Genomic DNA, 26,962 nt, shown 5'->3' on the forward strand with positions numbered 1-26,962 from the left:
CTTATGAACAACGTGGTGCAAGTATCGGATGATCATGGAAAGACATTTACATCCATGAACGAGGAGAAAAAGCACGTGGACAGTCATGCCATGGCCTTTAAGAAATCCAACCCGAACTATGTTCTCTTTGGAACAGATGGTGGATTATATGAATCCTACGACTTGACAAAAACCTGGAGGTATTTTGGAAATCTGCCCTTGACTCAATATTATAAAGTTGCGGTGGATGATTCTGCTCCTTTCTACAATATTTATGGCGGAACACAGGATAATGGCTCCCATGGAGGACCATCCAGAACCGCAAGCAGCGAAGGAATCTTAAATTCCGACTGGTGGATTACGTTAGGTGCTGACGGACACCAGTCTGCTACCGAACCTGGAAATCCAGATATCACTTACGGTGAATTCCAGCAGGGTTGGCTGTGGCGAATAGATCAAACCACGGGAGAAACGGTATTCATTCAACCGCAACCTGCAGCTGGGGAACCACATGAAAGATTTAATTGGGATGCGCCCATTTTGGTTAGTCCACACAAACCAACTCGCTTGTATTTTGCGTCCTACCGCGTTTGGAAATCCGAGAATAGGGGAGATGAATGGACTGCCATTTCTGGTGATTTAACAAGAAATGAGGAACGCTTGAACTTACCCATCATGGGACGTCAGCAAAGCTGGGACAACTCATGGGATGTATTGGCCATGTCCAATTACAATACGATAACTTCCCTTGCCGAGTCACCTGTTCAAGAAGGATTGATCTACGCAGGTACGGATGACGGAATACTTCAGGTTACAGAGAATGGAGGTACTAGCTGGAGAAGAATTAACCTAGGAACCATTAAAGGAGTGCCTTCCAGAGCCTTTGTAAACGATGTTAGAGCTGATCTTTATGATGCCAGTACGGTGTATTTGGTATTGGACAATCACAAGGAAGGAGATTTCAAACCTTACATCCTTAAAAGTACGGATAAAGGAAACAGCTGGACCTTCATCAATGGAAACCTTCCAAAGCGATTGATTACTTGGAGGATTGTGCAGGACCATAAGAAAAAAGATCTCTTGTTTGCTGCAACTGAGTTCGGAATTTATTTCACCAATAACGGTGGTTCCAGTTGGATGCAGTTGGACGGTGGATTACCCACCATTTCCTTTAGGGACTTAACCATTCAAAGAAGGGAAGATGACTTGGTCTGCGCATCGTTTGGACGCGGATTCTATGTGTTGGATGATATCTCTGCTCTAAGGGATTTTGACGCTTCCAAAATGGGAGAGGCTACCCTATATAAAGTAAAGCCAGCGTATTGGTACATCGAAAAAGATGGGGTTTACGGTCAAGGCAATACGCAATATGTGGCAAAAAATCCACCCTATGGAGCAGTCTTTACCTATTTCCTTCCAGAAAAACTGAAAACTCTGAAGGAGGCAAGAGCCAATCGGGAGAAAACATTGAACAAGCAAAATTCCAGTATTGCTTTCCCAGGTTGGGAGGCCTTGGATAAAGAAAACAGTCAGGAAAAACCTGAGTTGGTACTTTTGGTAAGGGATGCTGCAGGAAATGTGGTCAATTCCGTAAAGGGAACCAATAAAAAAGGATTCAACAGAGTATCCTGGGATTTAAAGTATGCGGACAGAACCGGTATCAAACTTGAAAAACCCAAAGGCGGTGATGACGACTTTTTAGGTTCGCCGTATACGGCAACCCCTGGGAATTATTCGGTTACGCTATACCAGCGGGTCAATGGTGAGTTAAAAGAACTTTCCGCGCCTCAAAATTTTGAGGTGAAACCGCTGAGAAAGGGTGCGTTACCTGCGAAACCTACCAGCGAGATCGATGCCTTTAGGGAGCAGTTCCAAGATTTTCAGCAGAATATGACAGCGACCAACATCAATTTGGATAGAAGCATTGCAAAGGTAGATGCTATGAAGCGTGCCTTTGATCAAGCTTCAAACCCAACCGCGGCATTGTCCTCAAAAATCTATGATGTTAGATCCCAATTGCAGGCCATCAAAAAGACAATGGCTGGAAGCCCATCTAGAAATGAGGTAGGAGAGAAGAACCCGCCTTCACCGGCAGATGGAGCATTTATTGGGCAGGTGGCCTTGGGTAATACCTACGGTCCAACAGCTAACCACAAAGCAGCCTTACAAAGGGCCAGCAAACAATTGAGCGATGTTAAAAAGGAGCTTAATGCCCTTATAAAGAGTGCCATTCCGTCCATTGAGGCAGAGCTGAAAGCTGCTGGCGCCCCATGGATTGAAGGGCAAGGCCTAATTGAGGATTGATTCCAAAAATGATAAAATACCATTCCACGCTTTGGCTTTTCTTTCTGGGTATAGTTGTCTGTGAGGCACAGTACACCGAGGAAGATTGGCCAGAGCGTGATTTATGGATGAAGACGGAGTATCTTCTACAACTTTCTGGGATTGAAACCGGTGATAAGGTAGCGGATATAGGATGCCACGAAGGATATTTGTCCATTCGGTTGGCGCGTCTGGTTAAGGATGAGGGTAGGGTATATGCGGTAGACGTACGTTCGGACCGACTGGAAACCTTGAGGGAAAATGCGGCCGACCGTAACCTTAAAAACATTATTACTATTCGAGGGGATTATGACGACCCAAAACTTCCGGAAGACGAACTCGATGCTATATTCATTATTGACACCTACCATGAAATGGAGTCCCATGAGAAAATCCTAAGACACGTCAAGGATGCATTAAAAGTGGGGGGGAAGGTGATGTTAATGGAAAAATTAAAGGATAGGGTGAGGGGGAAATCCAGAAGGGAACAGGTCAATGCCCATTCCTTGGGAGCAAAATATGTGCGTAGGGAATTACGTCAAGCTGGCTTTACAGTGATTACTGAAATCGATGATCATGGTGATTGGGAACGTGATGAAAGTAAACAAATGTGGGTCATTATAGCCCAAAAACAGTCTTAATCCTTTTCTACTTCCTCTATCATTTGGTCAAAAGAAGTAATCCAACTGTACAATCTTCCATCCAAACTTATAATGGGATTGGATAATGAATCCATTTCCTCGGTGGATTTTGCCAAGAACTTGCCCAGTTGTTCTTTTACCTCAGGTTTTTCATCCAACGAGACACTTCTGAAAATGTAATTCTTGGAACTAAGTTGACTGACAATACTATCACAGCTTGCGCAGCCGGAAGAGGTGTAAATAGTTATTTGCTTTTTAGGTTTGATTTTTGGTGGCGGAATGTCCAACACCTCAAATTCCTTTTTCAACGCCCTCTTGGAAAGACTATCGTTTGTCTTTAAAGTTTTGGTGTAAACCGGTTGCTTGTCCCGCAACAGAATAATGGTCTTCAAATGAACCCTGGAAGCCGCAGGAACCCTTACCCATCTTGGCTTTGCGGCACTCTGTCTAAAATTGGAACCCTTTACCTCAAATAGCACATCATAGTCCGTAAATGTTCTGTTCTCAGCAAAAAAGGCAATTCGGTTCTTGCTTTTGGTTTCTGTAACCTTTACCGGTCCTACTTGGGCAGATAGGTGACTTAGCGCAAAGCAAAACACAATAGTCAAAGCCTTTTTCAAAGTTTGAGAAGCAACAAATTTGTTGTAAACGGATAATAGCATACTGTAAAATAAGACAAATCCTTGGATTTTTACTGATATTGGGAATGAAGCGCGCATTTTATCGATTTGTTCCTTTATACAACACTAAAGCCCATTCTTGTTACGTTAGTGCAACAACCATAAACTATCGTAACATGAACAGACTTAATAACATTTGGAAAGCTTTAGCCTTATTTTCATTGATTATTACTGGTTTCCAATCTTGTAGTGAGGATGCGGTTGCCACTGGCGACCAAACACTGACGGAAGCTAACCTTCAAACTATTTTGAGCACAGATGATATCGCTGGTACAGCAGATAACGCGCTTGCCGAACTGTTTGCCAACAGTGCTTCCGCAAAGTCGGCAAAGGGAAGTAATGACTGTTATTCTGCCGAATATACAGATACGGGATTCGTGGCCACCTTTAATAACTGTGTCCTGAACGGTACAGATAATGTCAACGGTACCTTGACGGTTACCTATGAGGTAGGAAATGAAACTGCTGCCTTTACTGCGGTATATGAAGATTTTTATGTGGGTGATATCAAAATCAATGGTACTAGGAACTATGCCCTTTCTGCCAACTCGGAGCAGAATACCATATCATTTACAGTAGAGAGTGACATGACCATTGAGATGGAGGATGGAAGCATTATTTCTGAAAACGGTACCAAAACTTTTAGTTTCACCTTTGGCGATTCCTTGGAAAACAGCACATTTAGTTTATCGGGAACTTGGCAGGTTCAGGCCGAGGGCGACACCTATTCGGTGACCACGATAAATGACCTTCAAGGTACCTTAAGTTGTGAATACTTGACCAGCGGTAGCATGAACGTTGCCAAAAATGGATTGACCATCTTGGTAGACTTTGGGGAAGGGGAGTGCGATGATGTTGCCACTCTTACCTATCCAGATGGAACCAAACAGGAGATTGGCCTATAAAAAATGGTTTCCAACGAATTGAAAAGCACTAGAATATTCTGGTGCTTTTTTTGTTGATGCGTTTAAAATAGCTGAATTTCAATCAAATAATACCAAGTTTAAGTTTTCAATCCGCTCAATTGGGCAACGATATGGTGTATCTTTGAGAGAACCACAACCCAACAATTATGGAAAGAAGATCATTTATAGGCAAAAGTGTTGCTATAGGACTCCTACCTTCCTTCCCCAAATCTTTTGAGTACAGCCAAAAACTAAACAATACCGAGAAGATAATTGTAGAAAAGCATATGTCTGGTCAACCCCATAAGGGCAAAGTTTTGGCAGCAATCCAGCCCCATAATGATGATATTGCCCTTTTTGCGGGAGGAACTGTGGCCAAACTCATCGGGGAGGGCTATACAGGGTATCTGATCCGCACCAGTAACGATGACCACGCGGGTAGGGGAGCTACCATGGGAGAAGTGATTTATAACAATGAAAAGGACAACGAAAGGGTGGCCAAAGCCCTTGGACTGTCCAAAGTCTATGATTTGGGCTACCGGAACCATAGAATGGACAATATAAGCATCCAAGAGCTAAGGGGAAGACTCATTTTTCTGTTCCGATTATTGAAAGTGGATACCATTATCACTTATGACCCATGGGGGCATTATGAAGAGAATCCCGATCATTATGTTACGGCTTCGGCGGTAGAATCGGCACGGTGGATGTCCGGTGGTAGGCTGGATTATCCGGAGCATTTTGAAGCGGGCCTGACTCCACATGCGGTTACCGAACGCTATTACTTTGCGCGTGGGCCGCAGTTGGTAAATAGGATTGTAGAGACTACCCAGACCATTGATAAAAAAGTCTATGCCAATGCGGTGATAACCACTCAAGGACCAGGAGGTGAAGCTGGGTCAAGGCTTAGGAAAAGCTTGTCCGAAAAAGGAAAATATCTGCCCATTTTAGGCGATGACGACAAAACAGCCAACGAGAATTACATCAAGCATTTTGTGATGGATATAGATTCACAACGAATGCGGGGAGTTCCTTCAGATAGGAAAATTGGGAAGCCTTTCGGATTGGAATGGGCGGAGCGGTTTCATTACATAGGTCCTGAACCCTCAATGCTGCATACGTACATTGAGGAAAATGCTATAGGCAAAAAACGGTGAAAGGCGTTGGTGACTGGGATCAAAAGATTTTATTTGACATAATGTCAATTATAGTACAAATGTCGTTGTCGTGTAATTTATTGGTTTCGCCATCCGTAAGCTATAATTTTCCATTATGTAAAATATCCCTCATGTAAATGACAATTTAAAAAGTACAATCTGGCATTTTAAAATGTACAATTAACATCAATCTGTAGTCTGTATTCTCCAAACTTGACAAAAAAACTATCAAGTGTTGTTTCCAAGTAACATAAATATGGTTTTTAGCCTGTAAATCTTTTAAATAGAAACAAGCCGCTCCTAAAGAATGAATTGTAATCAATTATTGTTCAGCGGTTTGGGTATTAGTCCCTTTTCAATCATCCATTGATGGGCTTTAGAAACATCATTAGGGGTAAATTTTTTCTTTTTTTCTTCAGACCAATTCATAACTTTCTGTATTAAAGAATCCGAGCTAAATTCTTCTCTTTTTAAAGTATACTCTTCCAGGCATGAATATATAGTGGCCACTAGCTCTACTTTTTTGGTTTGGGGTTTTCCAAAAGTATCAATCAACCATTTTATATGACTTTTACTTTCACTATAATAATTGTCAAAGTATTTTTTGTAGGATTCAATTTTTACTCCTGGTGAGTATTCGTAGTTATTGTACTTATCCCCACTTGTAACCTCGACATTAAACCACTTTTGCCTTTCAAATTCTTTATCCACCGAATGCATAAACTTTGCATCATATGGCCCGGCAGCTTGTTTTGTATATCTGGTTGACAGCTCCATACTAGAGACTTGTTCACATAAATACATAAGTTTCTGTAGCTTAACATGGCCAAAGGTTATCTCATCGTATAAATTATTTACAATCTCCGCTCCTAGTACTACTCTTTTAAAAAAGAGAGCCTTACTTTTCTCATCTTGCTTCTTTCTCAAAGCATTCGCAATTTGCTTTAAGCCTTTACCAATAAACCTTTCGACATCAACCCCATTTTCCTCCAAATACTTTTTGGAAACCTCTTCGTTAAAACTTACAGATTCGGCAAAATCATGATGAAAATGATTCCATTTATCTTTTTCGTTAATTCCGCTCATTGTTTGGTTTTTGATATTAGTTTCTCCTCAGTATCAAGTAGTCTTTTAAGCCTGCGTAACCGGTTGTCAAACTCGTTAAGGGCAATTTCTAGTTCTTGACAAATTTCGGATCTCTTTAATCCCCTGTAATATAATAAAGTAAAAATCTCCTGCAGTTCTGGCTTCTTTTCAAGTTTCTTATTGATTCTTTCCAGAAGTATATTTAGGTCAACATGGTTGGCTATTAAATTATCTTTACTAACCAGTTCATCCAAGGAATAATCATAAGTTTCATTTTCGGGACCTTTAACAGCGTTTAAGGTAATTCTCTTTCTAACCCCAGCGGAGCCTTTGAAGTTTGAAATCAATTGTCGTAAAACGTAGAATTTCAAGTAGTTTATTAAGTCTGGATTTTTTGTGGGATCAAACTTTTCTCTGTTTTCCAAATATTTAGTAATCGCTTCCAAAGCAAAATCGTAAGCAAGTTGATCTCTTCTGTTCGTAAAATGATTGCTACCCAAGAGACTATATGCATAAGCCATTAGGACTGGAATAACTTTATCCCATGGCACTTCATCATAATTATCAGTTATCTCAAGTTTACCAATTTGAACGGCCTTCATTTAATAATGCTAAATAAAAAATAAAAATTACCATTTGAACGGTAATTAATCGATTGAGAACAGCATATATATGTAGTAAGATGTTACAAGGTAGCTAATTAAATTAACAAAAAAAATATGGCAAAAAATAAGCCTTTTGGAGACAATTCAAGAAAAGGAGCTGTAAGAAAGCGTTCTCAAGTTCTTAATCCTAAAACTAAGCTTTACGTTAAAAGAGATTCTGATACAGGAAAGTTCATGGATGTAAAAACAACTGGGGGCAAATTCAAAGGGGTTCGTAAAGAGAAATAATCAATGGAAAAAGAAAAACGAATTAGCGAAAAGGATAGGTTGCTTTATTCCATTAATAGGTTCGATCACTATTTTGAAAGTGTAAACAATAAGACCGCCGTTTACTTGGCAATGAACACTTTTTTATTGGGAGGTATAATTACCGGCTATATTTCGGTACAAGAACATGTCTGCCAGTTCCGCACTTTTTTCAATATCCTGTTGACCATTGAAATGGTATTGGGCATTGCTGGATTACTTGTTTTAACAGTAGCAAGCATTCCATATTTTTCCAAGGATTCGGACTCTCTATATTATTTTGGCGGTATTGGGTCAATGACCAAACAGGAATTCTTTGAGCAATCAAAGAATTTAAGTAAAAAAGAAGAGATGGATGACCTCCGAAATCAAGTACATCTACTATCCCAGGGTCTAAATACCAAATTTACTCGTCTGAAAACTTCTGGATGGTTGATTTTTTTCCAATTCGTAGTTCTTGCCCTGGTAATATCAATTTTAGTAATTAACAAATTTTAGAAAATGAATATATATCAAGATTACATGAAACTCATAAAAGATGCTGTGGATTCCGATGCATCAAGTTATGTTACCAAAGGTCTGGGCGCTCCAGCCAGTGCTATAGTGAGATCCGATGAGCAGTTTAAGGCTTTGTACTCTCGCATCAAACAGAATGAAGTTGCCCCCAGTATGGTGAACTTATCTGAAAGTGTTAGGAGAAAAATTGACTACGAACAACAACTTGGATCACATCCGGATTTTAAGCATCTAAAAGGAACCGAAGAAATTGAAGAACATTATATAGTATCCGCATTTATTGACATAAAAGGCAGTACCAATCTTTTCAAAAGATTTGATAAACAAACTGTATTTCTGATTACCAACACTATTTTGAAAGCCGGTATTCATACTATGTTGGTTTTTGGCGGGTATGTTCACCGCTTACAAGGAGATGGCATATTCGTCTACTTTGGGGACAAAAATATGAGCGAGAAAGAAGCAGTTAAAATGGCTCTTTCAGCAGTCAGTGTCTTTACACATTTCGTGAAAACTGATTTGAAAGAATATCTTGAATCTGTTGGTATTGAATATATTGGAATAAGAACAGGAGTCGATCTCGGTTACCAGGAGCATGTGATATGGGGGAATTCCGGAATAGGCGAAATAAGCGAGGTTACGACATGCAGCCTTCACACAAGTCTAGCGAGCAAAATGCAATCATCAGCGGATAAAAACGGCGTTGTTGTTGGAGCCCATATAAGGAATGAAATCGAAAATGGAGAAGATTATTTCACTCCGGTGGCAGCAAGAAAGGGGGAAAAAGACCGCTATATTTATATTGATAGTGATAAAAAATTCTATTACACCCAATACGACTTCCTCTGGGCGAAATTTTTAAAGACACTCGATTTTATTGCTTTAAATCAATATGGTAAACCAGTATTTAAAATTAAGGATATTGCTCGTCCAATATCAGATTCTAGTCTGCGACCAATAGCAATTAAAAGCACACCTTATTTTGGCAAAAAGCTGTGAAGAAAGTCTCATCAGTAACAAATCGATCTCTTGAAAAGGACATAAAGTCTTTCATGGAAATCTATCCTAGCTTTTCCTATTATAAAAGAGACGGTAAAAAATACTCTAAGTTATCAGGTGATATAGACATATGCGATACAACTGGTATTTATCTTGACTCCTTTAATATTGAAATTTGGCTAAATAAGGAAAGATATCCTTATTCAACACCATTGGTAAAAGAACATTCGACTAAAATTCAACGCCATGAAGATTGGCACATTGATGAAGACGGCTATGTATGTCTAGATATTGAACATGAACTAGAGTATAAGGCGAAAAAAGGTATTCAATTGGTTGGTTTTTATCAAGATCACATCTATCCATTTTTTGCAAATACATTGTATAAGATGAGTTTTGGAAAATATGCCAATGGTGAATATGGCCATTTCTTTGAAGGAGTCGTTCAGTTTTACAAGGAAAAACTTCAGCTAGCAGATGGTCCTATAATAATCACGATTCTAAATGCAATTTTGGACAATACAGTTCCAGGAAGAAACGCTAGACCATGCATTTGTGGTGAGGATAAAAAGTTTAAAAGATGTCATTTACAGAGTGTTGAATTTCTCCAAAGTCTGTCCAGAGAAAGATTGCTCAAAGACTTGGCTGGTTTCGAAGAAATTTCAGGTATCGTCAAAACAAAATCAAAAGACTTAGCTCGATCAATATTCCCATAATTTTTCAAAGCGCCGACTCGCCACGCGAGTGTAATGCGCAGTATGTTTAGGATCGCGATGTCCTAGATAATCTTGAATCAAACGAAGATCATACCCCCTATTGGCCAGGTAAAACCCACAGGAATGTCTTAATGTATGGGGGTGTACATTTGAAAGATTGGCTTTCTCCCCTACTCTATTTGTTATGTAGTTCACAGCTTGCCTTGTCAAAGGAAGTCCTCTTTCATTAACGAATAACCACGGAAGGTTGTCGTCCCTGGAACTTAGATACCTTTTGATTGCCCGCAGTTCGTCACCAGCAATCGGTTGCTCCACAGAAAGACCGCTTTTAAGCCGCTTTACCCAAAGCCTGGACTGTTTCAGGTTGACATCTGATTTCTTTAGGGAAATGGCTTCGCTCACCCTTAATCCATGCCTATACATCATGAGTAAAAGAAGATAGTTGCGTTTCGGGTACCTAGTCTTTTTGGAGGCCTCAAGGAGTGCTTTTATCTCATCCGGACTCAAGTAGTCCCTACCCCTTTCATGGGCGTCTGTGGTCCTTTTTTTATCACTCTTTACATTTTGCCTGTTGGGCATGATTTCGTCTTTGTTAATGAGGTCTCTGAAAGGTACATCAAAAAATGAATACTCTTTACAAAATCCGCCTTCTGTAAAGAGTTATTTATTCCCGTGGAATGACCGATTCATGCCCACATTCTTTTGACAAGCTCCTTTTCATCTAGTTGCAAACAAGTAACATAAATGGCAGTGGTGCTAATGTGCGAATGACCCATCCATTTTTTTAGAAATGGTAACGGGACACTACATAAAACTGCGTTCACCCCATATGCATGCCTAATTCCCTTTGGATTTCTATGTCCCCCAGCGGGAACACCAGAACGAATCATTAATTCCTGAATAAGTTCATAGGCATGTTGCCTGGTCCATTTCCATAAAGGCTTCTTAACCTCATAATTATTGTCATTACCTCCTAAAATACTATGTACCGCTACAAGAGTATCAATGTAGTTATGCGGAACGGGGACATCTCTAAAAACTGGACCGCTTCGATTTTGACTTTTCAAAGTGATTTTCTGTTGATGATAATGTATGTCTTTTCTCGTCATGTTAAGGGCCTCTGAAATCCTGCACCCTGTATAAATCAAAGTTTCCACAAAAGTTCTTAATAGAAGATGGACGTCTTCCGCAATCAGAAGCATCTCTTGGATTTCATCTTGGTAAAGAAATAAACGCTTCCCCTTTAGGTCATAAATCCTCATCTTGTTCGCACGAACATCCAAGTTTAAATTCATATCTCCCCTAAATCTTTACCATACTTTAAGTAGTTTTTTATTGCTCTTGTAAGCAATCCGATGTTGTCATGTTTTATAAATTTTTGCAGAATGATTTTCCGTTCTGTGATACCATATTCCTTACAGACGGCAATTATCTCCTTTTTTTCCAAGGGCCTCATTCTTTTGAACAGTTGAACTCTCCTCTTGAACTCCGCAACCCCCATAATTTCTTTTTCATCCCATTTAATAAGTTTTCTGACAAAATCGTGAGGACCCGAAATCACTATACCGAGCTTGCTTTGAGTAATATCTCTTATCTCTTGAATGAAAGTTAATTGATGTGGTCGGAATCTAGCTGCCTCATCCAATAAGAGCAATTCTTGTTGTTCCACAGAATTACAATACTCCTTTAGGTAATTTGAAATAATGAATTTACTTTTTTTTGACCCTCTATAACCGAAAAGAGCACCAAGTTCAAGAAAAAAGTCGGTCATTCCCATAGTTGGTTTGACCCTTATCAATTTTACGACATCATGATTTTGATTTTTAAAATGTTCCAGAGCAACTGATTTGCCACTACCAGTATCTCCTATCACCCCAAAAAACTCAGAATCTCTTAGTGCAATCTCGCAAACTTTTTGTACCATTAAGAAGTTCGATAAATTTAGCAAGTGTTCTTTCATGTTTTCCTCAATTGATCGATTTATATTCTCTATCCTTCTTGACCTTATAATCCTGATATTCCTCTGAGTTATTGGCCAAAGCTCTCCTTATTGATTTGCCAAAGGGTTTGGAATTTGCAAATTCTTTCATCATTAGATTAAAATCTTCCATCTTCAAATCCTCCAATTCGCTATAGACAGGGTTTTCAAGGATATCAATAGGAGTCTCTAACCTGAACTGCCCTTCACCTTGCTCTATTTCCTCCAGCAATTCAACGACATTATCTGTTACATCCTTGATATTCTTTAAATAAAAATATTGATATGCCTCGATATCTTCATCCGTACTTGGTACAGGACTAATCTTGGAATCAAGTTTTAAGTTTGTTACATGATTATTCTTTGTATCGAAAACATAGATTTGGTAAGGGTAATGAGGATAAAAGGACACTCTAACTTTAGTTCTATTAAGCCTATTGACCAAAGATCTATCCTCTATCCTGTAGCTATACTCTTCTCCATTTTCGGTTATCAATATCATACCGTTGCGAACGGTAACTTCTTTTAACTTTCCAAACAGATATGCGATATCATGTTTACCAAAAACTGGCTTCTCAGGATCTATCCCATGCTTAAACTGGAGTTCAGGGGATGTCCCCATAGTCTTCTTATAATCAGAATTGTACTTCGCTATTTTTTGATTTACCTCACTTTTGGCTGTTTCGAACGTTTTGAGCTCGCTATCAGACAAATATACCCGCTCTAAATCCTTGTTTGCCCTAGCCCCTGGAGATTTGGCAGTTATTCCAGACCCAAGAAACCCTTTTAGAAATACCATATAATTTGAACTAAATGTGCTAAACAATTTTTCCAAATTTCCTTTGGCTTTTGGGTTATTGGCTCGACATTCTTTTAGACGGCAGCCATAATCCAAAAGCCTTTTTTTGAGTTGGCGGTATTCTTCTGTTCTTGTGAGTACATTCTTGTCGTAGAAGATAAATTCCGGAATCACTTTATTTTTTTCAAAGGCCATTTTTAAAGCACTGAACACGGTAAATGCGTTTTCCGTTATATCCAGATGATGACCAACAATCTTTCCACTGTAAACATCTACAATCGCGGTTAAGATTAAATTTTTCACTTCTCCATTCCATAGACATTTTAATCTTAAATCTTTACCATCTATTTGGTAAAGTATACCCCTTCTTTCCAGTTTTTTTCTTTTGAGATATGGAAGCAATTTTTCTTCAGCATATTTGCTGCCATATCGTATAAAATCGGCTTTGTTCCTAAACTCTGGGGTATTACATACCTTGGATACTGCCGATCTTGAAATGGTAGTTTTACCTGCACCTACAAGTTCAAGATTGGTCAAATTATGGATCATGGAAATGCTATATCTTTTTTTTGATATGTAGTATCTTTTAATAATTGCTTCAATGGCGGATGTAATCTTGTATGGCTCCCTACCCTTGTATTTGAATTTATGCATTAAGACCTCATGGATACTACCTTTTTCAAATGCTCTTATTTTTTTATAGAAATATTGCAAACTTCCGGCCTTATAAAAAACATGTGGCATCTTCATATATGAATGATATATGGTCTTTATAGGGTATATTTTTTCACGCTTTATTCTTAATATCTCATTGATTATCGCATGCGTCTTGGCAAGTCTAATACAATTTTTATGTTCTAGATAATACGGTTTATAATAGGGCAAAAAAGATTCCCAGTTCCCCTTTCCCTCCCAGATAATATTGAATAGAAAAAAAAGATGTTTATCAAAGGAGTCAGATGATTTAGCAACAGCGTCACATAGTAGCGAAACCAGTTTTTCAACTTTTTTTGGAAGTCCATATTCTTGTAAATCCTGTTTGGGTATAGTTTGATAGTTTATCCAAGTTTGACCCGTACCACTGTCCAAAAAATGAACGTATTTGGAACTTCCTTCTTTGACGCCGCCTTCCAAACGGTAATGAAGTGTTGACGGAGAAACAAAGTTGTTGGCCAAAAAACTTTTAGCAATGAACACTTCTTCGCCATTAATTTTTAAATATCCCAGGGTCATGGTATGGTAGTCTGTGATTGGATTATGAATATAAATCCTACCTGTATTTAGTATCTTGCAATTAAACGTGAATCAAACAATGCAACTAATGCTTGCATTGTTTGCAATATATTATGTATATTATATATGTTATATAAAACTTTTTAAAACCCTTTTTGATATTAAATATAACTGATTAAAACTTTTTTAGCAAATAAATATGCTTGGTGAGAGATTAAAAAGATTGAGATTGCAGAGAGGATATACTTTGGTACGTTTAGAGGAAGTTTCTGGTGTATCATATGTTCAGATTGGGAGATATGAAAAAGATAAAGTAATTCCCAACAGTGCCACTTTAAAAAAACTAGCAGATGCTCTTGAAGTAAGCATTGAATCTATATTGGAAGATTCTTCATCCATCGAGACTGTTAAGGATGAAGATTTGAATGAAAGATTTGAAAAATTTAAAGAAGTGGTAGGTGAAAACGATTCCAATCGCAGAACATTGTTGGAAATCATCGATTTAATGATGTTCCAGGGGAGTGTAAACGGAATGCTTACCAAAAAATCATCATAGAAACTCCTTGGTCTATCCCTGAAAATACCAAGGGAAAACTACCAATCTAAGAATCGCTTTTTTTCCTTTTTTCCCAGTTCTCGATTAGCTCCCTTGCCCCATTCATAACCCGCTCATGTGGCACAATTCGCCCTTGTTCGATATCCTTGACACCTCTTGCAATGCCCTCCCTAATCAACCTGTCTTTCTCAGCCGAGCTAATATTGTCTTCAAGGGAATACTCCTTCTCTTTCATAGAGTAAAGATATGAAATACTAGTGCTCCATATAGGTGTGTTACAAAAACATCAGTAAAGAATAAAGTTGGGGTGTTTTCGTTCTATTTGTAATGAGTTTATTAATCAAATCTTTATAATTATGAAACTTACTAAGTCTTTCTTGATGGTTTTATACCTTGTTGTCACCACTTCTTTTGTGGGCTGCAGCAGTGACGATGATGCCATGGTTCAAGTAAGGGTAAATGGTGTGATATTTGACAATGGCGATGATTTCAACGGGGATGTTGATGGTGATTTCACTGGTAATGGCGGAAGTGCAGACAGAACCTTCGTTTGGTTGAACAATTTGACCACCGCTGACTACAATGCAGATATTACAGCTACCGCGGAAGGAACTTTTAATATGGTCGTAAGGGATGCCGACAGTAATACCGTTTTGGACAGAACGTTAAATGGTGCCTCGGAACCTGATTCTTTTTCTGGAGTAACCGAAACTGGAACTTCCGGTATATGGTCAGTTACAATAACCCTTGGATCTTTTAATGGTGACGGTAGCTTCTCTTTAAGTGAAGGGAACTAAAATCTAACAGCTTTATAATTTATAAAGGCTCAATTGAACGAAGTTCTTTGAGCCTTTTTGTTTATTCTATACTGTTCCAAATGTGGTTCAATAAATTTAGTTTAAAGTCTCAATGATACTCCCACATTTCAGCATGGCATCACCATAGTAAGGATTTCGAATTTCGTTTTCTGTACTTAACCAAACAGCACCTTGGTTGTTGTTCGCCATTGGGCATTTTTGAACATAGAGCGTATCGTCCAGTGAATCTAGGTTACTGGCAATGGCGACCATATTTTCGTTCAGGATTACAAAATGGGCCCGTTGGTTTTCCAAATCTTCTTTTTTGGCAATCGCTTCCAACATTTCAATGCTCTTATTTAAATGCGCTTTTTCCATAGCCCCTGTATCAGACAAATCGAGCTTTTTCAAAATTTCCAAAGTTGCATTGGCGTCTATAGACGTTTTGGGTGCATCACTGGCTACCAACGCATCCTTTAACTTCAAATAGGCCGGCAATACTTCCGCAAAATCTTTCTTAAAACCATCCGAAAATTCCATTTTCATCATTTCTCCTGAGCTGTCTGAGCCCATATCTTCTTGCATCCCCATATGGCCTTCATGGCCCGTCATCGTCTTGCCGCCAGTTTTGTTCATCATACTTTTTTTGCCCTGTAATTGCGCCGCAGCATCTACTGTGAAGGTTCCGTTGGTCACAATTTCCTCACCAGAATCAAGTCCATGGGTGACCTCAATATTTTCTCCATTTCTGGCACCCAACATTACCTCACGCATTTCAAAAATGGGTTCATTCCTGTTTACCTTTACATACACCAAAGAGCGCTCCCCTGTCCACATTACAGCACTTGAGGGTACAAACAATGTTGTTTCGGTGCTGGCGCTACCACTCTCAATTTTGCCAGTAACGAACATGCCAGGCTTGAACATGTCTTTTTGATTCCTGAGCGTAGCGCGCACAGTAACCGTTCTGGTGGTATTATCAAGAACAGGATCAATAAAGGTTATTTGGCCATCAAAAATTTCATTGGGGTAAGCGTTTGCCGCTATACTGACTTTCTGTCCTTTTTTAAATTGGGACAATTGGCTCTCATAAGCGTCAAACTCTGCCCAAACCGTATTCAAATTACTGACCTTGGCAATGGGTTGACCCCTTTTTAAATAGTCCCCTTCTGAGCTTATTACTTCTGAGACAGTTCCTGAAACTGTTGCATGCACTGGGAAGTTCTCCTTTACCTTACCTGAAGCTTCGATGCTGTTGATCTGATTATCCGATAATTTCCAAAGTTTCAACTTATTGCGGACGGCATTGTACAATTCTGGTTGGGATTCCTTGAGCGAACTTGCTGTCAACAATTCTTGTTGTGCAGCCACCAGTTCAGGCGAATAGATAGTTGCCAATAGTTGCCCCTTTTGTATCTCCTGCCCCTCATAATTTACATTCAGCCTTTCAATCCTTCCATCAAAATAACTGGCCTGCACGGCCATTGCCTCCTCGTTGACGGCAATCTTACCTGATAAGGCAATCACGTTATCAGAATTACCTTCAGCATTTCCCACCACTGTGGTCCGGATGTTCGCCAAAGCCATTGCATTTGACGTCATTTTGAACTGCTCAGGGGACAATCCATCCGTTCCTGCCTCAGCTGGAATCAAATCCATACCGCAAATTGGACAATCCCCAGCTTCTGGCTGCATAATTTGAGGGTGCATGGAACAGGTCCACATTTGGCCCGCTTCCGAACTATGGTCATGTTCCGTCATTTGCATAGTATCCGTACCCGAATTTCCAAATAGAAGGTATCCTACTCCCAAGCCAACAATGGCTGCTATTCCGATATAAATGATACTTCTTTTCATCTCTCTCTTTTTAAACGTTTTTTAATTTTTATAACTGAAGGCGAACTGATATACCAAAGCATAAATCCACTAAGGACCGTTATCAGACCCAACACTGAAAAAGCTCTAAGCACGGTGGTATTGAAGTTGTCCCTGCCCTCGTAATCCATCGTATGGGTCATCCACAGAAAATCAAAAATGCGCCAATTTCTATGGCGAACGGTCTGGAACTTCCCATCTATGGCGGACACATAGGCCTTTAGGTTTTCATCGGTTTTATAGGTAATCACATAGGCGGGCAAAAGCTTTTCTCGGTATTCATGATGTTTCCCTGTTGTTTCTATCAGGGAAACATTGGAAATCTCCAATCCTTCCTTCATATAGTTGCCGGCAACGTATAGGGCCTCTTCCTCACTTATTGATGGTTTGCCCGTTCCGTCCACAGCATTGACCAATTGTTTTTTGTTGATCCAATAGTAGGGTTCGCCATTGATATCCCTGATTTCAATCGACCTGATTCCTTCTTTGACAATTAACTCAGATGGAGCTATTAAATCTGAAAACGCTTTGGGCTGGTATTCCATGTTCTTAAAATGGTCACCGTGGATCTCATCAATATTCGTCCAACTAAAGTAAAGACCACTGATAGTCCAGAACAAAAACTGAATGCCCAAAAAGATACCTAGGTATCTATGCGATTTTCGAATCCATTTGGCCGTGTGCCTATTTATCATATTCAATTAGATTTTTATTTGTTTTAAACGCAATGCATTTGCTATTACAGATACCGAACTAAAACTCATTGCGAGAGCCGCAATCATGGGAGAAAGCAATATTCCGAAGGCGGGATATAAAACACCTGCTGCAACTGGCACTCCCAAGGTGTTGTATATCAAAGCAAAAAATAGATTTTGCCTGATATTCTTCATTACCGCATCACTAAGATTTCTGGCTTTGACAATACCATGAAGGTCGCCTTTTACCAAGGTAATTGCCGCACTCTCAATAGCCACATCCGTACCTGTGCCCATTGCAATGCCCACATCGCTTTTTGCCAGCGCAGGTGCATCATTGATGCCATCGCCAGCCATTGCCACCACTTTGCCATCAGATTGCAGTCGTTCTACCTCTCTTAGCTTATCTTCGGGCAACATACTTGCTTTGAAGTCGGCCAGATTGAGTTCATTTGCCACAGCTTTAGCCGTTTCATGGTTATCCCCCGTGAGCATAATCACGGCCACTCCTTTATTTTGCAACTCCTTTATAGCCTTCGCGCTGGTCTTTTTGATCTTATCACCGATGACCACATAACCCACAACCTTCCCATCAGCTGATAAGTATGAAACCGTTTTTCCTTGCTGCTGATATTCCTTAGCCTCCATTTTCATACTATCGGAAACAACTGCATTGGCATATTCCATCAGTTTAGGATTACCAAGTGCCAACAACTTTCCATTCACTGTTCCCTCAACACCTTTTCCGGTCACCGCTATGAATTGTTCGGCTTTTTTTGCTTTCGCTCCTTTTTCTTTACCATAAACCACGGTCGCCTCGGCCAATGGATGCTCACTGTTACTATTTAGGGCAACAATCATTTCAAGAATATCGTTCTCATTGAGGTCTTGGCTGAATGAGCCCACTTTTTCAACGGTTGGCTTTCCTTCGGTGATGGTTCCTGTCTTGTCAACAATCAACGTGTCCACCTTATCCATTTTTTCCAATGCTTCTGCATTTTTTATGAGCACTCCATTTTGGGCACCTTTTCCTACACCTACCATAACAGACATGGGCGTGGCCAATCCCAACGCACAGGGGCAAGCAATGATCAGGACAGCAATGGCATTCACCAAAGCATAGACGTAAGCGGGCTCTGGTCCCCAAATAGCCCAAACGACAAAGGTCACTACAGCAATTAGAACAACTATGGGTACGAAATAAGCCGAAACGGTATCCGCCAGTTTTTGAATGGGTGCCCGACTACGGCTTGCATCGTTTACCATGGTGATGATTTGGGAAAGTAGTGTGTCACTCCCTACTTTCTCGGCTTGCATCAAAAAAGACTGGTTCCCATTGATAGTCCCACTACTAACTTTGTCCCCTTCGGTTTTATTTACCGGGATAGGTTCCCCTGTGATCATCGACTCGTCTATGGTACCGTATCCTTCAGTGATAGCACCATCCACAGGAATTTTATCCCCTGGCTTTACTTTTAGTATATCGCCTATTTCTATGGCATCGATACTCACTTCAAACTCATCACCATCTACTACCTTAACCGCTTTGTTCGGGGCCAGTTTCAAAAGTTCCTTTACCGCAGAGTTGGTTTTGCTATGCGCCCTAGCTTCCAACAATTGCCCCAACAATACCAGGGTCAAAATTACTGTTGCCGCTTCAAAGTAGACGTGGACGGTTCCATGTTCCGTTTTGAATTGCTCCGGAAACACATCGGGCAAGAACATCCCGACTATGCTAAAAATCCACGCAACTCCTGCCCCAATACCAATGAGCGTAAACATATTCAAGTTCCAGGTCTTGATACTCCGATAAGCACGCTCAAAAAACATCCAAGTGGCATAGAACACTACTGGAATTGAAAGTATGAATTGCGCCCAGTTCCAATATTTCTGTCCGAAAAGCTTGTACAACGGATTGTTAGGAACCATCTCACTCATTGCGATGAGAAAAATGGGCAGGGTAAAGGCCACCGCAATCCAAAACTTTTTGAGCAATTTACGATAGGTCTTTTCCTCGGCAGAGAGATCTGGTTCCATGGGCACCAAATCCATTCCACATATAGGGCAGCTGCCGGGTTCGTCCTTAACAACTTCTGGATGCATCGGACAGGTCCATTTGCCGCCCACTGAGCTTGTTTTCAAACTTTGTTCCTCGACCAAATCCATACCACAAACAGGGCAGTCACCGGCTTTATCATGGGTCTTATCCCCTTCACAGTGCATTGGGCAATAAAACGTTCCTGTACCTTTGCCCTTTGGTTTCATTTTATCATCCTTTTTAGAGTGGTGAAGGTGTTCTCCTGGTAGATGGATACTATAGTTGCCCCTCTCCTTCTCCAATGCCCGCTGAAACGTATTTATCTCGATATGGCGATTCATTTCGATAGTCGCTTCCATTTTTTCCAAATCGACCGCTGCACTGGTCACGCCATCAACTGTTTTGAGTGTTTTCTCAACGTGATTACGGCAACCATTGCAGGTCATTCCATGTATGTGATAGGTGTGCTTCATAATATTGAATTAACCATCAAAACTACCTATTGCCATTTCCAAAGTTTTGCACAATTATGGGTTTCATTTATACAATTTGGTCCAACGGTTTTCTGTTCCATTCCCGTGCTTTTTGGTATGTCCCCATTGACATTCCCGTTGCTGATTTAAACTGCCTTGCCAAATGGCTGCTACTTGTATAGCCCAATTGATAAGCTATTTCGGAAAATGTTCTGTCCCCCATTTGAACGAGCTCCTTCGCTTTTTCGATTTTAAGACCGATGAAGTACTTCTCAATGGTAATCCCTTTATGGGCACTGAACAATTTACTCAACACAGAATAATCCTTGTTCATCCTGTCGACAAGATATTCCGAGAGATTTTGGTTCAAATCTTGATCTTGCAATCCAACGATTAAGTGGTTTTTGATTTCAGAAATCAATTGTTCTTTCTCATCCATCACCAGTTCAAAACCGTTGCCGGTCAAAATCTCTCGAATCTTGTTCATTTCAATATCCGAACCCTCCTCAAATTGCACTTCTCCCAATTCAATATGGGACACATGAAATCCGTTCTTTTCCAACTCAGATTTTAAAACCGATTTGCACCGATCGCATACCATATTTTTTACCTTAACCGAAGTCATTGTGGGTCAGATTTACTTTTTAATGGGCATGCCCATCCTTTTGATGTTCTTCATTGGCCACATAGTCCATACCACACTTAGGGCAAGTGCCTTCGGTATCACTTCCACTGCCCTCACAGTGCATTGGGCACACATAGGCCGATGTATATTCTTTGCCCTGCTTTTCATTTGTTTCGATTTGCTCGGTACTGACCTCGGTGTTTTGCTCTGTTTTGCCCTTACACGATACAGAAAGTAATAGTGTTGCAACAAAAGTGATGGCTAAAAATGTTTTGATTCTCGTGTTCATTGTTATTAGGTTTACTTGTTTATTAAATAATTGATGAGCGCAGATTGTATGTAGTACAGCTGCACCGATCGGATTTGATTGAGTTGAAATTTTAATTGCAGTTCTTGAATATCCAGCACATCATTGAAATCAATGGTACCGGTCTCATAATTCTTTATCAGGATTTGCTCCGCATCCTCGGCCTGTCTTAAATTTTTGGCCTGGGTGTTAAAGGCAATACGGGCTTCATTACGGATTGATACCGCTTTGGCCAAAGTAGATTCCAGGACATTCAACCTTTCCTGCTTTTGGAATTCAATTTCTTGTTTGCGGAGTTCGTTCTGTTTGGTTCTGGAATCGTACCGTTTGTTGAAAATTGGAATGGAAAGTGATACCATAGGCATCACGATATCCTTTCCGTTATCACTGAAGGTCATATCGGGCCGCTCCTGTACAGGTACATAATCAAGCCCAAACCCCAGCATAGGTGAACCCTCTTTTTGATTGAGCAATTCTGCCTGGGTCACCGATTCATACATTTTGTCAAAACGAAGGAGTTCAGGGTTTAACTGTAAACTATCAACAATCACAGGGTCATTCTCTGGAATATTTACTGCCTCGGCCACTTCAACGGCCAAACCGGTATCCCGGTTCAACAACCCATTGAAGCTGGCTTTTTCCGCAACAAACTGCTCCTGCAAGATTTCCTTTTGCTGTTGCAGTTCGTTCTGGCGAATTTGCAATCGCAACACATCCACTGCACTTGCCTTTCCCACTTCCACTGAGGTCAATGCCAAGGTTTCATAGGTTTTGAGCAATTGGATGTTCTTGTCCAACACACCTTGCTTGGCCTTTAGGCTGTAGAGCTTGTAATAGGACTGTGTCACGGACAAGGCCAACTTTCGTTTGGCAACAACGTAATCCACATAGTCCGTTTCAGCCATGGCCATGGCATACTTTTGACGTGTGGAAACCGTACCAAACCAGGGCAGCATTTGTTTGGCCGAAAATCGGGCTACTTGAGCCCCTGTTCTTGTCTCGGGTTCACTTACAAAATACCCAGCTCCAAATTCGGTATTGGGAAGCCAATTGGCCTCGTTCACCTTCTCTTGGGCAATGTTATATCGAACTTCATAGGCTTGAATATTTTGATTGTTTGCCTGGGCCTCGTTGATATAGGACTGCAGCCCTTGTGCATTTCCCAAAGCGGAAACAAACAAAATGCCGATTATGATTTTTACTCTTTTCATTTGCTTGCTTTTTTGAGTTGAACTTCTTTCCGCCAACCAAACAATACCGGAACAACAAAAAGGGTGATAAGTGCAATGAGCATTCCTCCAAAACTTGGAATGGCCATGGGTATCATAATATCGCTCCCTCGTCCTGTGGAAGTCAGAATGGGCAGTAGGGCCAATATGGTTGTTGCTGTAGTCATCAAACAAGGGCGAATACGTTTCTCACCTGCTTCGATTACAGCAAGGTGGACACCTTTCAAGTCCATGGGTTTGTTCCTGTCAAAGGTTTGGGTAAGATAAGTGGCCATGACCACGCCGTCATCCGTGGCAATTCCGAATAGTGCAATGAAGCCAACCCAAACGGCAACACTCAGATTGATAGAATGCATCTGAAAGAGTGCGCGCCAGTTTTCACCAAAAAGATTGAAATTGAAAAACCAATCCTGTCCATAGAGCCATATCATGATGAATCCACCCGCAAAGGCAACCGCAATCCCTGAAAATACCATTAGCGAAGTGGCCACACTTTTAAACTGGAAATACAGGATCAAAAAGATGATCACGAGGGCCAATGGCACAACAACGGACAAAGTCTTTTCAGCCCGTAATTGATTTTCATAGGTTCCCGTAAAAGCATAGTTGATTCCCTTGGGTACCGTAAGTTCCCCACTGTCAATCTTGGCTTGAATAGCGGCTTGGGCGTTCTCCACCACATTCACTTCGGCAAAACCATCCAATTTGTCGAACAATACATAGCCCACCAAAAATGTGTCCTCACTTTTAATGACCTGGGGACCTTGCTCGTATCGAATGTTCACGAGTTCACTGAGTGGTACTGGACTTCCCTTGGATACGGGTACATAGATATTTTTCAAATCATCGGGATTGTTCCGTAGTTCCCTGGGATAGCGCACACGAACCGCATAGCGTTCTCGTCCTTCCACCGTTTGTGTCAATGGCATTCCACCAACGGCGATGGAAATAACCCTTTGCACTGCTTCGACCGTGACCCCGTAGCGTGCCAATTTTTCTCTGTCTATATCGATTAGCAAATAAGGTTTGCCCACGATACGGTCAGCAAAGACAGCCTGTTCCTTAACACCTTCAGCTGTTTTTATAATGTCTTCCAATTGCAGACCAAACGCTTCGATTTCCTTCAAATCCTGACCTTTCACCTTGATGCCCATTGGTGCTCGCATTCCGGTTTGTAACATGACCAAACGGGTCTCGATGGGTTGCAATTTGGGTGCCGATGTCACCCCGGGAAGCTTTGTCACTCTTACGATCTCATTCCAAATATCATCCGGGGACTTAATTTCTGGTCGCCAGTTTCGGTAGTATTCACCAGTTTCATCCTCAATCAATAGGTTTCTGTTGATGCCAAAACCATCGTTCTCGACTGCGCCCGAACTGACAGGCAAATTCGGATTGACCACCGTTTTTCCGTTTTTCAATATGAAATAACCATCTTCATTGACCTTGAAACGCTGTGGTTCGCCATCAGCGTTCAATTCGTATTCCGCACGATATTGTATCATGTTTTCATACATGGAAAGTGGCGCAGGGTCCAGGGCAGATTCCGTCCTACCCGATTTCCCAACCACCGTTTCGATTTCAGGGATGCTGGCAACCGCCATGTCCAACTGCTGCAGTACCCGTTTGTTCTCTTCTACCCCTGAATGCGGTAAGGAGGTGGGCATTAAAAGAAATGAACCTTCATTCAGCGCAGGCATAAACTCCTTGCCCGTATTCCGCATTATCAACACACCTAGAACCAGTATAACGGCAGGTATTGACAGAAACATTATTTTATTCTGCAATGCCCATTGAAGAATCCTCGTATAGTACTTCCGGAATGCCCAAAAAGTGCCCAGCAGTCCAAAACAAATGACGCCTACAAAAAGTAGGTTCATTATAATGCTTCGGTCAAAACCTAGCGGTCTCCAATAGGTGGCCAACAAGAATACTATGGCCGTAACGGAGATAATAATGTTCAAAAGGGTAACCTGTTTTACTGAAAGTGTATATCCGTTGAACAGGCGTGATGCCAATTCTGGATTTTTTAAAGGTCTTAGGGTTCCAAAAGCCATCAATACCAATCCAATCCAATATCCATAGACTACGGCCACAAGACCCGCTATAATCAGTGCAGCGCTAAAAACATAACCTACAATACTTTTACTTCTTTTCCTTCGGAAGAAAAAGGCAGCAAATGGCGGTATCAAAAAGAGTGCGACAATTATTGAGGCCGTCAGGGCCATGGTCTTGGTAAATGCCAAGGGCCGGAACAGCTTTCCCTCTGCCCCTATCATGGTAAATACTGGAATAAAACTGATGATGGTGGTCAAAACCGCTGTCAGGATCGCTCCCGAAACTTCGGCCGTTGCATTATATACCACATTATTGATGGTAAGTTGTGTACTTCCGTTCCGCTCTTCATTTTCATCAAGATGTCTAATGATATTTTCTGATAATATCACACCAACATCCACCATGGTACCGATTGCAATGGCAATCCCAGAAAGGGCAACAATATTGGCATCAACCCCAAAAAGTTTCATTGAGATAAACACCATCAACACTGCGACCGGCAAAAGACCTGAAATCAGAATGGAAGCACGAAGGTTGAACACCATTACGATGATCACCAAGACCGTAATCAGAATTTCGAGGGTCAAAGCTTCATTGAGTGTTCCCAATGTCTCTTGGATCAATTCGGTGCGGTCATAAAAGGGAACAATGGTTACTTGGGAGGTACGTCCATCTACCAATTCTTTTGTGGGAAGTCCGGATGAAAGTTCAGCTATCTTTTCCTTTACATTGTTAATCACATCCAATGGATTTGCACCATATCGGGCAACCACGACGCCACCTACTACTTCAGCACCCTCTTTGTCCAACATTCCGCGTCGTGTTGCTGGACCCAAATGCACACGGGCCACCTCCTTGATACGAATTGAGGTATAGTTTTCAGCATCTACAACGGCATTCTCAATGTCCGCTATGGATTTTACATAACCCAATCCACGTACCAGGTACTCAGCCTGATTGATCTCCAAGGTCTGGGCCCCGATATCTTGATTGGACTGCTTAACGGCCTTCACCACATCACCTAACTGGATATTGTACTGACGCATCAGTTCAGGATCCACATCAATTTGATATTCCTGGACATAACCCCCAATTGAGGCTACCTCTGAAACACCACTTGCCGAGGACAGTGCATACTTCACATAGTAGTCTTGAATGCTACGCAGTTCGTGCAAGTCCCATCCCCCTGTTACATTGCCATCTCCGTCACGCCCCTCTAAGGTGTACCAAAAAATCTGTCCCAACCCTGTGGCATCGGGTCCTAAGGACGGATTCACACCATTGGGCAACAACCCAGCAGGTAGGGAGTTCAATTTTTCCAGAATCCGGCTTCTTGACCAGTAGAATTCCACATCCTCCTCAAAAATGATATAGATGCTTGAGAACCCGAACATCGAGGAACTTCGGATGGTTTTGACCCCAGGAATTCCAAGAAGGGAGGTGGTCAAAGGATAGGTAATCTGATCTTCAATATCCTGTGGTGAGCGACCGTCCCATTTGGTAAAGACAATCTGTTGGTTCTCCCCTATATCCGGAATGGCATCGACTGCCACTGGATCACTTGGTAAAAAGCCGATGTCCCATTTAAAGGGCGCATGAACAATACCCCACCCTACAAATAGGGCCAGTAACAGAACCGCTACCAGTTTATTTTCGATTAAGAATTTTATCGCTTTATTCAGCATTGTTTTAATGTATTAGATATTTACAGTAGATGTGCCGATAGGTTTAAATAGCACATTGAACCCAAGACAGGAATCTGTATGGGATTACTTCGAATATCTAGTACATCAAATCAAAAAAGTCTCGTAAAGAACTTGATAGTCCTTATCGAGCAAGGGGGGCGGGTGCCCAATAAAAGAAGTTGTAACCGTTTCTACATCTTGGAACAAGTTGATGTAGGAATAGGTAAAGCTAATTAAGAACACCTGTTGCTTAAGGTCCAGGTCGAAAAAAGAGGTTTTTAAATCTTCCTGACCTTGCATGGTAAATGAAACTTCATCGCAGCAAGACTTTTCAAATTCTGTTTCCATGCCATCGGAATCAATCTCCATACCGCATGTTTTTGCATTCGCGAAGAATGCGACATCAACCACTTTACCCATACATAGGTGCTTATCCACAGTCCATGAAACCGTTGACAACAAGACCAATAGGGCCAATGATGATGACAGAATTTGACGTAAAATGTCCTTCATTTCACTACAAAACTACAAAATGTTAACAATTATTGCTTTGTTTAACAGAAGTTTAAAACCATTTCATGAGAAAGTTTGGGTAGATCGGATTGTTGAGAAGAAATTGTACTTTTTAATTTATCATCCCTTTTTTGAGTTGTTTTGTGTACATTTTAAATAATCACAGATTTTAATTCAGCGAAATGAATT

The 26,962-nt window shown here is 40.8% G+C and carries 26 protein-coding genes; 10 read left to right on the plus strand and 16 right to left on the minus strand.

The window, feature by feature from the left end; genetic code table 11:
• The first annotated feature begins 3 nt into the window (after positions 1–3).
• Together ACO6S0_RS08215 and ACO6S0_RS08220 are read left to right on the plus strand one after the other, a co-directional pair.
• Entirely contained in the window at positions 4–2,283 is a 2,280-nt protein-coding gene (locus ACO6S0_RS08215) for a hypothetical protein (RefSeq protein ID WP_422351498.1), read from the plus strand.
• Between the two features lie 8 nt (positions 2,284–2,291).
• Positions 2,292–2,942 (plus strand): class I SAM-dependent methyltransferase, encoded by a 651-nt coding sequence (locus tag ACO6S0_RS08220; protein ID WP_422351499.1) that lies wholly within the window; start codon positions 2,292–2,294, stop codon positions 2,940–2,942.
• Here ACO6S0_RS08220 and ACO6S0_RS08225 read toward each other — a convergent pair.
• Positions 2,939–3,562: a glutaredoxin domain-containing protein gene (locus ACO6S0_RS08225; RefSeq protein ID WP_422351500.1), complete on the minus strand. Its 624-nt coding sequence runs from the start codon at positions 3,560–3,562 to the stop codon at positions 2,939–2,941. The genes ACO6S0_RS08220 and ACO6S0_RS08225 overlap by 4 nt on opposite strands.
• 176 nt (positions 3,563–3,738) lie before the next feature.
• Between ACO6S0_RS08225 and ACO6S0_RS08230 the strand changes: the two genes are divergently transcribed.
• Entirely contained in the window at positions 3,739–4,527 is a 789-nt protein-coding gene (locus ACO6S0_RS08230; protein WP_422351501.1) for a hypothetical protein, read from the plus strand.
• Between the two features lie 167 nt (positions 4,528–4,694).
• The gene (locus ACO6S0_RS08235) at positions 4,695–5,684 is read left to right on the plus strand and encodes a PIG-L deacetylase family protein (RefSeq protein ID WP_422351502.1); all 990 of its coding nucleotides are present in this window, start codon (positions 4,695–4,697) and stop codon (positions 5,682–5,684) included.
• Between the two features lie 318 nt (positions 5,685–6,002).
• Here the strand turns inward: ACO6S0_RS08235 and ACO6S0_RS08240 are convergent, their stop codons facing one another.
• Together ACO6S0_RS08240 and ACO6S0_RS08245 are read right to left on the minus strand one after the other, a co-directional pair.
• Positions 6,003–6,770, minus strand: coding sequence for a hypothetical protein (locus ACO6S0_RS08240; protein WP_422351503.1), 768 nt, complete (start codon positions 6,768–6,770; stop codon positions 6,003–6,005).
• Entirely contained in the window at positions 6,767–7,372 is a 606-nt protein-coding gene (locus ACO6S0_RS08245; RefSeq protein WP_422351504.1) for an RNA polymerase sigma factor, read from the minus strand. The genes ACO6S0_RS08240 and ACO6S0_RS08245 overlap by 4 nt, the downstream gene beginning before the upstream one ends.
• 117 nt (positions 7,373–7,489) lie before the next feature.
• Here ACO6S0_RS08245 and ACO6S0_RS08250 point away from each other — a divergent pair, with 117 nt between their 5' ends.
• From ACO6S0_RS08250 to ACO6S0_RS08265, 4 genes are read left to right on the plus strand one after another with little or no spacing between them, the layout of a single operon-like run.
• Positions 7,490–7,663 (plus strand): hypothetical protein, encoded by a 174-nt coding sequence (locus ACO6S0_RS08250; protein WP_422351505.1) that lies wholly within the window; start codon positions 7,490–7,492, stop codon positions 7,661–7,663.
• A gap of 3 nt (positions 7,664–7,666) precedes the next feature.
• Positions 7,667–8,179, plus strand: coding sequence for a Pycsar system effector family protein (locus ACO6S0_RS08255; RefSeq protein ID WP_422351506.1), 513 nt, complete (start codon positions 7,667–7,669; stop codon positions 8,177–8,179).
• Between the two features lie 24 nt (positions 8,180–8,203).
• The gene (locus tag ACO6S0_RS08260; protein ID WP_422351507.1) at positions 8,204–9,196 is read left to right on the plus strand and encodes an adenylate/guanylate cyclase domain-containing protein; all 993 of its coding nucleotides are present in this window, start codon (positions 8,204–8,206) and stop codon (positions 9,194–9,196) included.
• 53 nt (positions 9,197–9,249) lie between these two features.
• Positions 9,250–9,912, plus strand: coding sequence for a hypothetical protein (locus ACO6S0_RS08265; RefSeq protein WP_422351508.1), 663 nt, complete (start codon positions 9,250–9,252; stop codon positions 9,910–9,912).
• Here ACO6S0_RS08265 and ACO6S0_RS08270 read toward each other — a convergent pair.
• From ACO6S0_RS08270 to ACO6S0_RS08285, 4 genes are all read right to left on the minus strand, one after another.
• On the minus strand, positions 9,898–10,491 hold the full coding sequence (locus tag ACO6S0_RS08270; RefSeq protein ID WP_422351509.1) for a tyrosine-type recombinase/integrase: 594 nt from the start codon (positions 10,489–10,491) through the stop codon (positions 9,898–9,900). The genes ACO6S0_RS08265 and ACO6S0_RS08270 overlap by 15 nt on opposite strands.
• 107 nt (positions 10,492–10,598) lie before the next feature.
• On the minus strand, positions 10,599–11,207 hold the full coding sequence (locus ACO6S0_RS08275; RefSeq protein ID WP_422351510.1) for a tyrosine-type recombinase/integrase: 609 nt from the start codon (positions 11,205–11,207) through the stop codon (positions 10,599–10,601).
• Positions 11,204–11,872, minus strand: a complete 669-nt coding sequence (locus ACO6S0_RS08280; protein WP_422351511.1) for an ATP-binding protein — start codon at positions 11,870–11,872, stop codon at positions 11,204–11,206. The genes ACO6S0_RS08275 and ACO6S0_RS08280 overlap by 4 nt, the downstream gene beginning before the upstream one ends.
• A gap of 7 nt (positions 11,873–11,879) precedes the next feature.
• Complete coding sequence (locus ACO6S0_RS08285; protein ID WP_422351512.1) at positions 11,880–13,778, minus strand: hypothetical protein; 1,899 nt, start codon at positions 13,776–13,778, stop codon at positions 11,880–11,882.
• A 343-nt stretch (positions 13,779–14,121) separates the two neighbouring features.
• Here ACO6S0_RS08285 and ACO6S0_RS08290 point away from each other — a divergent pair, with 343 nt between their 5' ends.
• The gene (locus ACO6S0_RS08290) at positions 14,122–14,478 is read left to right on the plus strand and encodes a helix-turn-helix domain-containing protein (RefSeq protein WP_422351513.1); all 357 of its coding nucleotides are present in this window, start codon (positions 14,122–14,124) and stop codon (positions 14,476–14,478) included.
• 46 nt (positions 14,479–14,524) lie between these two features.
• Here the strand turns inward: ACO6S0_RS08290 and ACO6S0_RS08295 are convergent, their stop codons facing one another.
• Positions 14,525–14,713 carry a hypothetical protein gene (locus ACO6S0_RS08295; RefSeq protein WP_422351514.1) on the minus strand — a complete coding sequence of 63 codons (189 nt, stop codon included), beginning with the start codon at positions 14,711–14,713 and terminating at the stop codon, positions 14,525–14,527.
• A 121-nt stretch (positions 14,714–14,834) separates the two neighbouring features.
• Between ACO6S0_RS08295 and ACO6S0_RS08300 the strand changes: the two genes are divergently transcribed.
• Positions 14,835–15,275 (plus strand): hypothetical protein, encoded by a 441-nt coding sequence (locus ACO6S0_RS08300; RefSeq protein WP_422351515.1) that lies wholly within the window; start codon positions 14,835–14,837, stop codon positions 15,273–15,275.
• A 96-nt stretch (positions 15,276–15,371) separates the two neighbouring features.
• Here the strand turns inward: ACO6S0_RS08300 and ACO6S0_RS08305 are convergent, their stop codons facing one another.
• The 8 genes from ACO6S0_RS08305 to ACO6S0_RS08340 form a co-directional block, all read right to left on the minus strand.
• Positions 15,372–17,132, minus strand: coding sequence for an efflux RND transporter periplasmic adaptor subunit (locus ACO6S0_RS08305; protein WP_422351516.1), 1,761 nt, complete (start codon positions 17,130–17,132; stop codon positions 15,372–15,374).
• Complete coding sequence (locus tag ACO6S0_RS08310; protein WP_422351517.1) at positions 17,129–17,845, minus strand: PepSY domain-containing protein; 717 nt, start codon at positions 17,843–17,845, stop codon at positions 17,129–17,131. The genes ACO6S0_RS08305 and ACO6S0_RS08310 overlap by 4 nt, the downstream gene beginning before the upstream one ends.
• Before the next feature lie 6 nt (positions 17,846–17,851).
• Positions 17,852–20,356: a heavy metal translocating P-type ATPase gene (locus ACO6S0_RS08315; RefSeq protein WP_422351518.1), complete on the minus strand. Its 2,505-nt coding sequence runs from the start codon at positions 20,354–20,356 to the stop codon at positions 17,852–17,854.
• A gap of 67 nt (positions 20,357–20,423) precedes the next feature.
• The gene (locus ACO6S0_RS08320; RefSeq protein WP_422351519.1) at positions 20,424–20,981 is read right to left on the minus strand and encodes a helix-turn-helix domain-containing protein; all 558 of its coding nucleotides are present in this window, start codon (positions 20,979–20,981) and stop codon (positions 20,424–20,426) included.
• Between the two features lie 19 nt (positions 20,982–21,000).
• Positions 21,001–21,270, minus strand: a complete 270-nt coding sequence (locus tag ACO6S0_RS08325; protein ID WP_422351520.1) for a heavy metal-binding domain-containing protein — start codon at positions 21,268–21,270, stop codon at positions 21,001–21,003.
• An 11-nt stretch (positions 21,271–21,281) separates the two neighbouring features.
• Entirely contained in the window at positions 21,282–22,499 is a 1,218-nt protein-coding gene (locus ACO6S0_RS08330; protein WP_422351521.1) for a TolC family protein, read from the minus strand.
• Positions 22,496–26,260, minus strand: coding sequence for an efflux RND transporter permease subunit (locus ACO6S0_RS08335; protein WP_422351522.1), 3,765 nt, complete (start codon positions 26,258–26,260; stop codon positions 22,496–22,498). Before ACO6S0_RS08335 ends, ACO6S0_RS08330 begins: the two co-directional genes overlap by 4 nt.
• A gap of 105 nt (positions 26,261–26,365) precedes the next feature.
• The gene (locus ACO6S0_RS08340; RefSeq protein ID WP_422351523.1) at positions 26,366–26,773 is read right to left on the minus strand and encodes an HYC_CC_PP family protein; all 408 of its coding nucleotides are present in this window, start codon (positions 26,771–26,773) and stop codon (positions 26,366–26,368) included.
• Positions 26,774–26,962 lie beyond the last annotated feature (189 nt).

It is taken from the genome of Flagellimonas sp. (assembly GCF_965233845.1).
Classification (GTDB): domain Bacteria; phylum Bacteroidota; class Bacteroidia; order Flavobacteriales; family Flavobacteriaceae; genus Flagellimonas.